Below are 13,331 nucleotides of genomic sequence, written 5' to 3' on the forward strand. Positions count from 1 at the left end.
GTGAAACGCGGTTTATCTTTGAAGTTAGGTTTACTTTTTGGCGGTATCTTTATTGTCTTTTTCTCGGTTAGTCTGTTGCTACATCTACCGGCCTCTTTTGTGCTCAAACATGCACCTGCTGTGCGAGGCTTGAATATTGAAGGTGTTGAAGGAACGGTTTGGCAAGGCAGCGCTAATAATATATCTTGGCAGCGTGTTAATTACGGATCAGTGCAGTGGGACTTCCAGTTCTCTAAACTCTTCCAAGCTAAAGCTGAATTAGCGGTGCGCTTTGGCCGCAATAGCGACATGAACTTGTCAGGAAAAGGGCGCGTTGGGTACAGTATGAGCGGTGCGTATGCGGAAAACTTAGTCGCATCAATGCCCGCTGCTAACGTGATGAAGTATGCGCCAGCGATTCCAGTCCCGGTTTCAATTGCTGGACAAGTTGAGCTGACGATCAAGCATGCGATTCATGCTCAACCTTGGTGTCAGTCTGGAGAAGGCACTGTGGCTTGGTCTGGTGCTGCAGTCGACTCGCCAGTGGGTTCGTTGGACCTCGGTCCTGTGATTGCTGACATCACTTGTGAAGATAATACATTGGCAGCAAAGGGCTCTCAGAAGAGTGCTCAAGTGGATAGTGAGTTCTCTGCAAGTGTCACACCAAATCAAAGCTACACTTCGGCAGCATGGTTTAAACCGGGTGCAGAATTCCCACCAGCGATGCAAAGTCAGCTGAAATGGCTTGGTAATCCAGATAGCCAAGGTAAGTACCAGTTTAGCTATCAAGGGCGCTTCTAGTTAGCTTCTCAATAACTAAGTTGTGCTAGTTATCCGATAACAAGACATAAAAAATGGGCACCTCATCGAGGTGCCCATTTTATTTTAATACTGTATCAGCTCGAAAGGTCAACAGCCCCTAATCTTTGCTCTGTAAGATCTCGGCCCATGGTAAGTCTGAATCACCCAGTACAATGAAGTTCGGGTTCTCAAGCGTCTCTCTTTCATTGTAAGAGAGTGGCTCTAATTGCGTGCTTAAGATGCGTCCACCTGCCTCTTCAACAATGCATTGTGTCGCCGCGGTATCCCACTCGCCAGTAGGCCCAAGGCGCAAGTAACAATCGACAGCACCTTCTGCGACTAAACAGGCTTTCAAAGCTGCTGAGCCTAATGGCACTAAGTCATAGTTCCAAGCGGGACTCATACGGCTAGTAATACGGTTGATGTCTTGACGACGGCTGATCGCCATTGCGATAGATTGATTTGGTAGCTCATGACGATGCGTTTTGATTTTAACACTGTCATTGAGGTCTGGAATCTTCCAAGCCCCTTTACCGCTGTATGCGTAATAGCTCACACCAGAAACTGGAGCATACACCACACCCATTATCGGCTTGTTGTGTTCAATTAAGGCGATAATTGTCGCGAAATCACCGCTTCTTGCGATGAACTCCTGTGTTCCATCTAGTGGGTCAACCAGCCAGTAGCGGTCCCATTGCGCCCGCTTTTCTAGGCTAATGTCAGCGGCCTCTTCAGATAGCACAGGAATATCTGGCGTGAGTTCACTCAGTTTTTTCGAGATCAGTTTATGCGCTGCTAGATCCGCACTGGTGACCGGCGTGTCGTCACTCTTGGTGAACTCTTCGTAATCTTTCTTTTCGTAGATCTCTAAAATGAGCTGGCCTGCAGAGCGAGCAACCTCAATCACAGAGGGTAGGAGATGAGACAAATCTTTTGTTGTTGGCATAAATATTCTCTTACTCTTCGAGTGCGCTTATTGCTTTAGTTATTTTTTAGCGAGCGAAGGGTCAATAGTAGGGCGGTAATACTGCGAGCCTCGCAGAAGTCGAGATGCGTTAATAGCTCTTCGGCTTGAGCAAGCGGCCAGCGCACAATGTCCAGTGGTTCAGGTTCATCACCCTCTAGCTTCTCTGGGTAGAGGTCTTCTGCGATAAACAGCGTCATTTTGCTAGAAAAGTAAGAGGGAGCGAGAACCACTTCCTTGAGTGGGGTGAGTTTGTTAGCACCAAAGCCAATCTCTTCTTTGAGTTCACGAACCGCAGCGTCACTTGGTTGTTCACCCGGATCAATCAGCCCTTTTGGAAAGCCGAGCTCGTAGCGTTCAGTTCCCGCTGCATATTCACGTACTAATAGAATATCGCCTTGCTCAGTAATCGGAACCATCATCACTGCGTTGCGCCCACTAGGCTTCATGCGTTCGTAAGTGCGCTCTTCACCGTTTGAAAAGCGTAAGTCGAGAGACTCGATAGAGAATAGTCTTGATTGAGCGACAGTTTGTTTAGCCAAAATCTCTGGCTTGGTCCTTTTTGTCATTGCGCTCACTCCTTAGCTCATTGGAATTCTTTCTTATAAAGTTATTCTAATATAGGGGAAATGACCTTGAGTTCCTAGATCCGAGTTTTCATATCCGAAAATTATTGAAGCAAGAATCGATTACGATCACTTGCATACCTTACTCAAGCTGGTAACGAGGTGAAAATATTGTTGGATCACAAAAGACTATAGAGAGAGCGCGATAGTCCTAACTTGCTCATACACATAACAAAAAAGGTTGACGCTTGCGCATCAACCTTCAAATAGCGATTAACTCTAAATTAGAGATTAGTAGTAAGAGTGCTCACCACGATCGTGTTCTGTTGCATCACGAACAGCAGTCAGTTCACCTTCGAACTGTTGAAGAAGTTCTTTTTCGATACCTTCTTTCAGCGTTACATCAACCATAGAACAACCGTTACAACCACCACCGAATGCTACGATAGCTGCGCCGTCTTCAGTGATTTCTACCAAGCTAACGTGACCGCCGTGACCAGCAAGTTGTGGGTTAACTTGTGTTTGAATTGCGTATTCAACACGTTCTAGAAGGGGTGCATCGTCTGCTACTTTACGCATTTTAGCGTTTGGTGCCTTAAGCGTTAGCTGAGAACCCATTTTGTCAGTAACGAAGTCAATTTCAGCTTCGTCTAGGAACGGTAGGCTTAGCTCATCTACGTATGCAGAGAAAGCTTCGAATTTAAGTTCTGTGTCAGACGCTTCAATAGCATCTGTTGGGCAGTAAGAAACACCACACTCTGCGTTTTGTGTACCTGGGTTTACCACGAACACACGAATGTTTGTACCTTCAGGCTGCTGTGACAGCAGATTGGCAAAATGAGTTTGAGCTGTTTCTGTAATAGTAATATTTGACACGACGAATACCTGAGTAAATTTGTAGGCTATTAGCGCCATTCTACTCCTGTCAGATTTGTAATTCAGCCCTTTTTTGTTGGATTGCTGTACAAGTAGCGACTCACGCCAGTTATCCAGAGGGCTCAGGAGTGCGGCAGATACAGTAAATATCAATCCTTTTCACCCCTACTTCAAGTAATAATTGGCATAATTGATACACAGTACTGCCTGTGGTTACAACATCATCAATTATCGCGATATGCGAGTAATCCAAAGCTGAAAAGTTGGCGTTTCTCATCGCGAATGCCCCTTTCAAATTACTTTTTCTTGCTGATTTAGTTAGCCCTTGTTGCGAAGCGGTTGAGCGAATGCGCTTGAATAAAACAGCATGCTCCACCTTGAGTTCTTGAGCGGTGTAACGCGCTAGTAGCTGACTTTGATTAAAGCCACGATGAAAGTATCGACGCCAATGTAAGGGAACACTGGTGACTAGCGATGCTGGCTCTTCGATGCGTGATGCGAGCAAAGTCGACAAATCTCGGGCAAACCAGAATTTATCGGCATACTTTATCTGTTGTATATAGCCTGCGGTTGGAAAGGTGTAATCACCGACACAATAGAGCCGATGCCAAGGTGGTGGGTTAGCTAAGCACTCACCACATTGTTCGACGGCTGCAACCGTTTTCAGCCCGCACCTTTTACAGCGAGGCACGGACTCGAACAGCTTTAGGCAACTATTACACCATCGAGGGTGGCTATCATCGGGCTGTTTATCTAGCTTACAGAGGTGGCATTGAGGTGTGACCAGACGCGGTGTGTGTTTTTGTAGCCAATCGGATAACATAGCTCGCGATGCTTTTGGGTTATGGTGTTCCTTTTGCTCACCATACTGAAAAGTGCAGGTTATCGCTGATGGAAAAAGTAGGGAATTTGAGAATGAGTGACGCGTTATATTGGCATGTTTCAGGGCAGGGCCCCGATTTGGTGTTGGTTCACGGTTGGGGAATGAACGGTGCTGTATGGCAGCAAACCGTTAGTGCGTTAGAGGCTGATTTCCGAGTTCACGTTGTCGATTTGCCTGGATACGGCCATAGCTCTCATTGTCACGCTCAAGATCTTGAAGGGATAGCCCAGCAACTGTTGACCGAAGCTCCTAAGCAAGCGATTTGGGTCGGTTGGTCACTCGGTGGCTTAGTCGCGACGCACATGGCTCTTCATCATCCCGATTACGTAAGCAAGCTGGTGACGGTCGCCAGTTCACCGAAATTCGCTGCCGCGAAAGAGCCGGTACTATGGCGCGGTATTCAACCCAAGGTATTAACCGCGTTTACGGAACAGTTGGTTGAAGACTTTCAAACCACCATTGAGCGTTTTATGGCCTTGCAAGCCATGGGCAGTCCTTCAGCAAGGCAAGACGTAAAACAGCTTAAGCAAGCGGTACTGTCCCGTCCATTACCAAACCCTGATTCATTATTGGTAGGACTAAAGATGTTGTCTGATGTCGATTTAAGAGAGCAATTACCGGAGATTTCCGTTCCTATGCTGCGCTTGTATGGTCGATTAGACGGGCTGGTACCAATCAAGGTAGCCAAAGATCTGGGCAATGCACTGCCTCACACCGAGCAGTACATCTTCACTCAATCCTCACATGCACCGTTTATGACGGAAGCAGATGCCTTTTGCAGTGAGCTAGTCAGTTTCGCACAAAAATAATGGCTAAATTTATCACCATCTTGGTCGATATATAATCTAACCAATGCACTGCATGATACTCAGACATCTCTCTCTCACCTGAGCAGAGTGCAGTAACTTGGGCCATACTTGTTGTGCTAACTCAGTACAAGAGTGTTATGGCAGCAGCAATGGGCGATTCTTGAGGAGAGTTCGCGATGATTGTGTCACCTGCAACTGCAGTGAGTGTGCCACTAATCGCCCCGTCCGTTAATGTGCAAACAGAGCAAGTCGCGCGTGATAACAAAGTCCGAGAGCCTGTTGCTCCCGCAGTAGCATTGGCAAGAACCAATGCAGAGCGCAAGGTAAAGTCGGACGATAAACGAAGGCAGCAGTCGGCTTGGGATCCTTCAGACCATCCAGGTTATGAAAGGGAGAACGAGTCAGAGGCCAATTCGGTTAGCCAAGAAGAGTCACAAGATCCCTTTGATAGGCTGTTCAGCTTGTTGGCGCTGCGAACATACAGTGCTGACCAAGGAAAAGGCTATACCATGCGTTTCCGCCTGCCAAAGCATGTTTTAGATGCGGCGATTCAGGAGGGACAGATGGAGAAACGACGTAAGGTCATTAAGTATCATTATGGTCATGCTGTTGCGCCTCATGCTCCATCTGAAATGTTAGTCGTGCTATGAATCGAAAATTCATGATACAACCAAATTTCGATGTCTTTTTTGAACAAATAATAAAAAACCTGCATACCCTTAGGGATGCAGGTTTTCTGTTTTAGGCGAATTCGTTTCTCAGATCCGCTAACGGATTATTTTTTCGCTTTAGCAAAAGCTGCTGCGAATGCACCACCCATCGCGCCATTCTGTTGTGGCTCCTCACGACGGCGTTGTCCACCTTGCGAGTGTTGATGCGGGCGGCTTTGCGTGCGAGGTGCGCTTGAACGTTGAGCTCTATTATCTTGTCCCGGCTCATCTTTCATACGCATGCTGAGTGCAATACGCTTACGCTGAACATCCACTTCCATCACTTTCACTTTCACGATGTCACCCGCTTTAACCACTTCACGTGGATCAGAGACAAAGCGATCGGTAAGCGCTGAAATGTGTACTAAACCATCTTGATGAACGCCAATATCGACGAAGGCACCGAAGTTAGCCACGTTTGATACCACACCTTCTAGAATCATGCCCGGTTCCAAGTCTGAAACGCTGTTTACACCATCGGCGAAGGTAGCAGTCTTGAACTCAGGGCGAGGGTCACGGCCCGGCTTATCCAGCTCTTTGATGATGTCAGTCACCGTCGGTACACCAAAGTTTTCATTGGTGTAATCAATCGCATGCAAGCTACGTAGGAAGTCTGTGTTACCTACCAGAGACTTAATGTCTTTCTGGTTTTTCTCAGCGATGTTCTTCACCACTGGGTAAGCTTCTGGGTGCACCGATGATGCATCTAGCGGGTTCTTGCCGTCCATGATACGCAGGAAGCCAGCACACTGTTCAAAGGCTTTTGGCCCCAAACGAGCGACTTTTTTCAGTGTCGTACGCGCTTCGAAGCGACCATTTTCATCACGGTAGTCGACGATGTTCTGAGCGATCGCGCTAGAAAGGCCTGCGACACGCGTCAGTAGTGCAGCAGAAGCCGTATTCACATCAACACCCACCGCGTTTACACAGTCTTCGACAATCGCATCTAGGCGCTTAGCAAGCATGGTTTGGCTTACATCGTGTTGGTATTGGCCCACACCGATCGATTTAGGGTCAATCTTCACAAGCTCTGCCAGAGGATCTTGTAGACGACGCGCGATAGATACAGCACCGCGCAGCGATACGTCCATGTTCGGGAACTCTTTTGCTGCTAATTCAGACGCTGAGTACACCGATGCACCGGCTTCGCTAACAATGATCTTTTGTGCTTTTAAGTTGCCACGCTTAATCACATCAGCCACAAAGCTGTCGGTTTCGCGTGAAGCGGTACCGTTACCAATCGCAATCAGGTCAACGTTGAACTGACGCACCATCTGCTCAACAATGTGTGCTGATTTGTCGTATTGTTTTTGTGGTGGGTGAGGGTAAATAGTTTCTGTAGCGAGAACCTTACCTGTTGAATCAACAACCGCGATTTTTGAACCGGTTCGTAAACCTGGATCTAGGCCTAACGTTGCACGAGGGCCAGCAGGCGCTGCCATCAGTAGGTCTTTTAGATTGGTGGCGAATACTTCAATCGCTTCGATCTCTGCACGCTCTTTCATCGCGCTCATGAGTTCGGTTTCCATGTGCATAGAAACCTTAATACGCCATGCCCAGCTGATCACTTGCTTACGCCATGCATCTGCAGGTGCACTGCTCAGAGTAATACCGTAGTGATCAGAGATGATGTTTTCACAGTAAGAACCACGAGCGCCTTCTTCTTGTTCAGGATCGGCATTCATCGCTAGTGTTAGGAAGCCTTCATTACGGCCTCGTAACATCGCAAGCGCACGGTGAGAAGGCACCTTGCTGAGTGTTTCGTTGTGCTCGAAGTAGTCTTTGAACTTCTCGCCTTCTTGCTCTTTACCTGCCACCACACGAGCGACTAGCTCTGAGTTGCGGGTTAGGTGTTGGCGAATCTTTTCTAGTAGGTTTGCGTCTTCCGCAATGCGTTCCATGATGATCGCACGAGCGCCGTCGAGAGCGGCTTTGGTATCGGCAATGCCTTTATCGTTGCTGATGAAGTTCGCTGCTTCCGTTTCTGGGTCGTGCTGTGGTTCATTCCACAGTGTGTCGGCAAGTGGTTCTAAACCTGCTTCAATCGCGATCTGACCTTTCGTGCGACGTTTTGGTTTGTAAGGTAGGTATAAATCTTCTAGGCGAGTCTTGCTGTCGGCTTGAGTGATATCACGCTCGAGTTCTGGCGTGAGCTTACCTTGGTCTTGAATCGACTTAAGAATCGTTTGGCGACGATCATCAAGTTCACGAAGGTAAGAAAGGCGGCTATCAAGGTTACGTAATTGGGTATCGTCTAAGCCTCCCGTAACCTCTTTACGGTAGCGGGCAATAAAGGGAACGGTATTTCCGTCATCAATTAGGGTTACTGCGGCGGTGACTTGCTCTGAACGAACATTCAGTTCTTCAGCGATCAGTCGACAGATAGCTTGGCTCATCCGATGAATCTCTTATTTAATATCGTGACAAATACATGGGGGTGAGCGTACGCTTTTTCTAGCTTTGATTGTGTAATTATCCTGTCAGAAGTCGAATTTCCGTTTGTGATACCCGCTTTGTGCGAGATCTCTTACAAGTGATGTGAGACTAAGTCACTTTAAACTCAGAAAATTGTCCTAACAAAAACGTAAGGCTATGATTTTATTGAACTTGATGTTTTTGGGCGTATTTCCCATAGTAAATGTTTTTTAGGACTATCTAGGAAACACAGCCATTTGCCGTAATATTTAACTTGTCGACAGGGAGTTGGCAGGAACAGGAAAAAGCCTAATGGACTAGGTATCTTCAGGATGAAGATTTGATTACTTAGGATGAGTAGTCAGCAAGGAAGTGATAATCTCTGGATGAGATTCGCCAGTCAGGACGACAGGCTAGAATGGACACCGCTAGGATGGCGATGAACAAAAAGGAAATTGGTTAAAGGATTTAGCCACTATCAAGGAAAGATGCAGGGAGCACCTTATCTCGAAGAGATAAACAGTAGCCGGATTGCTGCGATAGAGACTTAACCCCGCTTGGCGAAAGCCTTGCGGGGTTTTCTTTTATCTGCGTCAAATATCTTGGAAAGGACTTACAGTGCTGCTTTATCATTTACGATGATAAGATGAATCCTACATATTGAATTCACTTCGATATACCTCGTTCTCTTGCTCACTTACTATTGTACCAAGGCCCTCTCGTATAGCGTCTCTTGCGATTTATCATACTGTTGGTGATAGTGTGGTGACGAGTCAAATCGAATGTATGATTAAAAAGTGCTGATAGGCTTGAACATGATGTAAAGCAGGCTCTATTATCATGCTTTCCGTTTGTTATCTCTGATAAACAAAACGTTACTAACGCCTTTAATGCATTTATGAATACTCAAGGTTATTGAATTGAAGACGAAACTAATCACTCGAGAAGGTTACAACAAGCTTAAAGCTGAGCATGATCATTTATGGCACGAGAAACGCCCTGAGATTACTAAGATCGTGACTTGGGCTGCGAGCCTAGGGGACCGCTCTGAAAATGCAGATTACACATTTAATAAGCGCTTGCTTCGTCAGATCGATCGCCGTGTGCGCTTTCTACGCAAGTTCTTGCCTGATGTCACTATTGTCGACTATTCACCACAACAGGAAGGGAAAGTTTTTTTTGGGGCTTGGGTCGAAATTGAAAATGAAGAGGGTGATGTTAAAACCTTCCGCATTGTTGGACCTGAAGAGATTTACGGTGATGCGAAAGGTTACATTTCGATTGATTCTCCTATGGCACGTGCGTTACTCAAAAAAGAAGTGGATGATGAGTTTGTTGTTCGTACTCCGGATGGGGATAAAGAGTGGTTTATAAATTCCATCTCATACGATAAACCTTAATTTGAATTTCTATTTTTATGGACTGAGCGTCATTTTTATGTCGTGGGATAAAAGGCATTGCAAAAAATAAAATTTTTTATCATTCTTTTTTAAGAACTAAAAACCCTTATGGAGAAAGGCTTGTACGTCAAAATCGATGATTTTTGGCTAAATAAAAAAACAGTTATTTTTATCAAGTGAAAATATATCTTTACAATGAACCGATAATGACTAACAATGGCCTCGCTCTGTTGTTCAGAGTTATTAAATGAAACATCCAGTTGTAAAAGTCAAGCCCTCAGAATTCCTTCGTTATTGTTGTTGTCCTCAGTGTTTCCCTTAGCTTCATAGATACATTAAATAATTCAAGCTTTCAGCGCATCGCACTATTCTTGCGATTAATTTTTATTTTATATAAGGGACACAACATGTCTAATAAAACAAACGGCGTAGTAAAATGGTTTAACGAAGAGAAAGGTTTTGGTTTTCTAACTCAAGACAACGGCGGTGCTGACGTATTCGTTCACTTCCGTGCAATTGCTTCTGAAGGTTTCAAGACTCTTAGAGAAGGCCAGCAAGTGTCTTTCGAAGTAGAGCAAGGCCAAAAAGGTCTTCAAGCTGCAAACGTTGTAGCTGCATAAGATTTAAGTAGGCGCAAGTGGTCGATGAATGCTTGCGTCACTTCCCTCGTAACAAAAATTATATTTATATCACCTCGCGAAAATATTCAACATTCCTCTCATACTCTTTGTATTTGTCGTTACGTTTCTTATTTACTTCGTTTTTATAAATAAAATAATCATCACATACTGTAAGTAATATTTAAAATACTACAGGTTCGTTATATCTAACGAAAATAAATAAGGGATAAATATGTCTCGATCTACCGGACGTAAGCTTTTTTGGTTTCAACAAAATAGACAAAAACAAACTTCTAATAATAAGTAGGAATAGTATGAATATTAAATTTAATCTATTTAAAGATAATCTTTCTTGGAGCGGTGTTATTCATCAGCTTAATAGTGATATTTTAAAGCGCCATGTGCTTGTCAATGGCAATGTGGGTTGTGTAGATGTCAGGTTTTCATACTGTGAAGCGACATCTACTGGTCGCATTAGTAATCAGCATGATGATACTTTGGGCGAGTTCAGTATTTTAGCCTAATACAGGGCACTTAGATGCTTTGTTTCGTTTCATGATGACTTCCCCCCATTTTCCACCAATCGAATCTCTTTCCTCTAGCGTGCGCTACTGAATACCACACCCCCTTGTTAGCATCGCTATAAAAGTATACGTAATACAGCAAATGACACTTAGTTAGTGTCTGCCATGGCATGCAAAGATTTGCTGATTGTTTACTTAAGCATGTTTGATTATTCTTATAGATTAATGATTTAACTTTTATCAACTTTACCTAGGTGTATAGTGTGATGAGTTACCATAAGGAAGGCAACATACGCTAACAATTCTTTTGGCGACTTTTTCTCCAAGGCTGTTACATTTTAAGTGTCTTATACCAAAATACATTTACTAGGAACGCTTAACCTTAGGTCTGAGCTTTAATTGGTGGAACCATTACATGCAAGAAAACTACAAAATTTTAGTGGTCGATGACGATGCTCGTTTACGTTCTTTGCTAGAACGCTATCTGTCAGAGCAAGGCTTTCAAGTACGTAGCGTGGCAAACAGTGAACAGATGGACCGCCTGTTAACCCGTGAAAACTTTCACTTAATGGTATTGGATCTAATGTTGCCGGGCGAAGACGGTCTATCAATCTGTCGTCGTCTAAGAAATGCAAATAACTCTTTGCCTATCTTGATGCTGACAGCAAAAGGTGATGAAGTGGATCGTATTGTTGGTTTGGAAGTTGGTGCTGATGACTATCTACCAAAACCATTCAACCCACGTGAACTGCTTGCTCGTATCAAAGCAGTATTACGTCGCCAAGTAATTGAAGCGCCAGGTGCCCCAAGCACAGAAGAATCAGTGGTTGAGTTTGGTGAATTCCGTTTGAATTTGGGTACGCGTGAGATGTTCCGCGGTGAAGAGCCAATGCCGCTGACTTCAGGTGAATTTGCGGTACTTAAATCATTAGTCACCAACGCACGTGAGCCAATGTCTCGCGATAAGCTGATGAACATGGCTCGTGGTCGTGAGTATTCAGCGATGGAACGTTCTATCGACGTGCAGATTTCTCGCTTACGTCGCCTAGTGGAAGAAGACCCAAGTAAGCCTCGCTATATCCAAACAGTGTGGGGTTTAGGTTATGTCTTCGTTCCTGATGGTAAGGCGTTGTAATTTAGTATTGAAAGCCCGAAAGCCGTTTCATTGATTCTGCGATTCAGAGCTCTCTATTTGCGGGCCATCTCATTGATATGTGATGGCCCGTTTTCTATTCAGAGCGAAGGTTTATGGTTATAGTCATATAACGCTTTGTTTTTTCTCTCAACATCTTGGGTGCCCCATGCGTATACGTAGCTCCTTTACTCAGTCGATAGTACTTTTCTTAACGTTATTGGTCGCAAGCCAAATCTTTTCTTACTACGCAGTATTTAATTACGCTTTAATGCCTAGTTTGCAGCAGTTCAATAAGATACTGGCTCATGAGCTGAATTTAGTTCTAGACCAAAGACATGATATTGAGATTGAGGCCCCAATGCGCCAGCGCGTGCTTGAGCAATTAGGGGTGACGGTACATGCTAAAGATAGCGAAGTAGCGAACGAATATTACCACGCAGTCTCGATTGACTTGATGAGTGAGGAGATGACCAAAGAGTTAGGATCTGAGACTGAAGTGCGTCTGATTCTAGCCAAAGATAGCTATGTGTTGTGGATGGATATTGCAAAACTTCCTAATTCACTGATTCGCATACCGTTATCAGAGCTTCAAGAAGAAGACTTTATGCCACTATTTCGCAATAGTCTGATCATGGCAATGTTAATCGTTGCTGGTGGATGGTTATTTATTCGTTTGCAAAACAGGCCATTGATCGCTTTAGAAAGAGCAGCGCAGGAGGTTGGGCGTGGTGAAATTCCACCGCCATTAACGGTGCGAGGAACAAAGGAAATTCGTTCAGTGACTCGGACTTTTAATCAAATGTCTAAGGATATCCAAGAGTTAGAAGAAGATAGAACGTTGTTGATGGCAGGGGTGAGTCATGATTTACGTACCCCACTTACTCGTATTCGTTTAGCGACAGAAATGATGTCACCGGAAGACAGTTATTTAGCCGAAGGTATTATCAGTGATACGGAAGAGTGTAATGAGATCATTAGCCAATTTATGGATTACCTAAAGCCAGTTGATCGAGAGTCATTTGAAGCGGTCGCTGTCGATGATATTGCACGCGAGGTATCAAGCTCTGAAGGTGGCTATGAGGTACAAATTGAAACGGATATTCCGGATACCATGAAGCCTGCATTAGGCAACCCGATCGCGATGAAGCGTGCTGTGAGTAACTTAGTGGTCAATGCGCTGCGTTATGGTAATGGTTGGGTGAAAGTATCAACGGGTATGACAGCGGATAACAAACTGGCTTGGGTGACAGTAGAAGATAACGGTCCGGGTATCCCACAAGACCAGATCGGCAAGCTATTTGAACCCTTCACTCGTGGCGATACGGCTCGTGGCAGTGAAGGAACAGGCTTAGGCTTGGCGATTGTGAAACGTATTGTTAGCCAACACCAAGGTGCGGTAGTGGTGAATAACCGTAGTGAAGGCGGCTTAAAAGCGCAGATCAGTTTCCCTGTTAAGCCTTAGGTCATAATGAGTTACAGGGAGGGGATGAAAATAACCTCCTAGTTCGGTCTTTTCCTTGCAGTAACATTAATGTTGGTCTTAACCTAAAAAATCCTGCATTGTAAAATATGGGGCGCCTGTAAGTGAATTACCTCAGAAATGGTGTTTATTTTCTTTAGAAATGCTTATTGAGGCCAACGATGCTTGG

At 44.8% G+C, this 13,331-nt stretch carries 13 protein-coding genes; 8 read left to right on the plus strand and 5 right to left on the minus strand.

Going from position 1 to position 13,331, the window contains the following annotated elements:
- Positions 1 to 780 carry a type II secretion system protein N gene (locus tag A3712_RS25400; RefSeq protein WP_082856315.1) on the plus strand — a complete coding sequence of 260 codons (780 nt, stop codon included), beginning with the start codon at positions 1 to 3 and terminating at the stop codon, positions 778 to 780.
- Positions 781 to 898: 118 nt separating this feature from the next.
- Here A3712_RS25400 and cysQ read toward each other — a convergent pair whose 3' ends face one another.
- The 4 genes from cysQ to A3712_RS25420 form a co-directional block, all read right to left on the minus strand.
- Positions 899 to 1,726: a 3'(2'),5'-bisphosphate nucleotidase CysQ gene (gene cysQ, locus A3712_RS25405; protein WP_063525464.1), complete on the minus strand. Its 828-nt coding sequence runs from the start codon at positions 1,724 to 1,726 to the stop codon at positions 899 to 901.
- Positions 1,727 to 1,761: 35 nt separating this feature from the next.
- Positions 1,762 to 2,313, minus strand: a complete 552-nt coding sequence (nudE, locus tag A3712_RS25410; protein ID WP_063525465.1) for an ADP compounds hydrolase NudE — start codon at positions 2,311 to 2,313, stop codon at positions 1,762 to 1,764.
- A 288-nt stretch (positions 2,314 to 2,601) separates the two neighbouring features.
- Entirely contained in the window at positions 2,602 to 3,186 is a 585-nt protein-coding gene (gene nfuA / locus A3712_RS25415) for a Fe-S biogenesis protein NfuA (protein ID WP_004741449.1), read from the minus strand.
- 109 nt (positions 3,187 to 3,295) lie between these two features.
- On the minus strand, positions 3,296 to 4,009 hold the full coding sequence (locus A3712_RS25420) for a ComF family protein (protein ID WP_197465919.1): 714 nt from the start codon (positions 4,007 to 4,009) through the stop codon (positions 3,296 to 3,298).
- A gap of 92 nt (positions 4,010 to 4,101) precedes the next feature.
- On the opposite strand from A3712_RS25420, the gene bioH reads away from it, so the two are divergent.
- Both bioH and A3712_RS25430 read left to right on the plus strand, forming a co-directional pair.
- Positions 4,102 to 4,878: a pimeloyl-ACP methyl ester esterase BioH gene (gene bioH, locus A3712_RS25425; RefSeq protein WP_063525466.1), complete on the plus strand. Its 777-nt coding sequence runs from the start codon at positions 4,102 to 4,104 to the stop codon at positions 4,876 to 4,878.
- Positions 4,879 to 5,054: 176 nt separating this feature from the next.
- Positions 5,055 to 5,528 carry a hypothetical protein gene (locus tag A3712_RS25430; protein ID WP_063525467.1) on the plus strand — a complete coding sequence of 158 codons (474 nt, stop codon included), beginning with the start codon at positions 5,055 to 5,057 and terminating at the stop codon, positions 5,526 to 5,528.
- Between the two features lie 125 nt (positions 5,529 to 5,653).
- Here A3712_RS25430 and A3712_RS25435 read toward each other — a convergent pair whose 3' ends face one another.
- Positions 5,654 to 7,984 (minus strand): Tex family protein, encoded by a 2,331-nt coding sequence (locus tag A3712_RS25435; RefSeq protein WP_063525468.1) that lies wholly within the window; start codon positions 7,982 to 7,984, stop codon positions 5,654 to 5,656.
- A 939-nt stretch (positions 7,985 to 8,923) separates the two neighbouring features.
- Here A3712_RS25435 and greB point away from each other — a divergent pair.
- The 5 genes from greB (at position 8,924) to envZ (ending at position 13,144) form a co-directional block, all read left to right on the plus strand.
- Positions 8,924 to 9,403 carry a transcription elongation factor GreB gene (gene greB / locus A3712_RS25440; RefSeq protein WP_063525469.1) on the plus strand — a complete coding sequence of 160 codons (480 nt, stop codon included), beginning with the start codon at positions 8,924 to 8,926 and terminating at the stop codon, positions 9,401 to 9,403.
- A 407-nt stretch (positions 9,404 to 9,810) separates the two neighbouring features.
- Positions 9,811 to 10,023: a transcription antiterminator/RNA stability regulator CspE gene (gene cspE / locus A3712_RS25445; protein ID WP_063525470.1), complete on the plus strand. Its 213-nt coding sequence runs from the start codon at positions 9,811 to 9,813 to the stop codon at positions 10,021 to 10,023.
- 314 nt (positions 10,024 to 10,337) lie between these two features.
- A complete protein-coding gene (locus A3712_RS25450; RefSeq protein WP_063525471.1) occupies positions 10,338 to 10,547 on the plus strand; it encodes a hypothetical protein in 210 nt (69 codons plus the stop codon).
- 415 nt (positions 10,548 to 10,962) lie between these two features.
- Positions 10,963 to 11,682 (plus strand): osmolarity response regulator transcription factor OmpR, encoded by a 720-nt coding sequence (gene ompR / locus A3712_RS25455; RefSeq protein ID WP_063525472.1) that lies wholly within the window; start codon positions 10,963 to 10,965, stop codon positions 11,680 to 11,682.
- Between the two features lie 166 nt (positions 11,683 to 11,848).
- On the plus strand, positions 11,849 to 13,144 hold the full coding sequence (envZ, locus tag A3712_RS25460; protein WP_063525473.1) for a two-component system sensor histidine kinase EnvZ: 1,296 nt from the start codon (positions 11,849 to 11,851) through the stop codon (positions 13,142 to 13,144).
- Positions 13,145 to 13,331: the final 187 nt, after the last annotated feature.

Source organism: Vibrio sp. HI00D65 (assembly GCF_001635455.1).
Lineage (GTDB): Bacteria > Pseudomonadota > Gammaproteobacteria > Enterobacterales > Vibrionaceae > Vibrio.

Coding starts and splice junctions, on each gene's coding strand:
- A3712_RS25420 (WP_197465919.1), bottom strand. CDS start 4,009: ATGTTATCCGATTGGCTACAAAAACACACACCGCGTCTGGTCACACCT.
- envZ (WP_063525473.1), top strand. CDS start 11,849: ATGCGTATACGTAGCTCCTTTACTCAGTCGATAGTACTTTTCTTAACG.
- ompR (WP_063525472.1), top strand. CDS start 10,963: ATGCAAGAAAACTACAAAATTTTAGTGGTCGATGACGATGCTCGTTTA.
- nudE (WP_063525465.1), bottom strand. CDS start 2,313: ATGACAAAAAGGACCAAGCCAGAGATTTTGGCTAAACAAACTGTCGCT.
- cspE (WP_063525470.1), top strand. CDS start 9,811: ATGTCTAATAAAACAAACGGCGTAGTAAAATGGTTTAACGAAGAGAAA.
- A3712_RS25435 (WP_063525468.1), bottom strand. CDS start 7,984: ATGAGCCAAGCTATCTGTCGACTGATCGCTGAAGAACTGAATGTTCGT.
- A3712_RS25450 (WP_063525471.1), top strand. CDS start 10,338: ATGAATATTAAATTTAATCTATTTAAAGATAATCTTTCTTGGAGCGGT.
- A3712_RS25430 (WP_063525467.1), top strand. CDS start 5,055: ATGATTGTGTCACCTGCAACTGCAGTGAGTGTGCCACTAATCGCCCCG.
- bioH (WP_063525466.1), top strand. CDS start 4,102: ATGAGTGACGCGTTATATTGGCATGTTTCAGGGCAGGGCCCCGATTTG.
- cysQ (WP_063525464.1), bottom strand. CDS start 1,726: ATGCCAACAACAAAAGATTTGTCTCATCTCCTACCCTCTGTGATTGAG.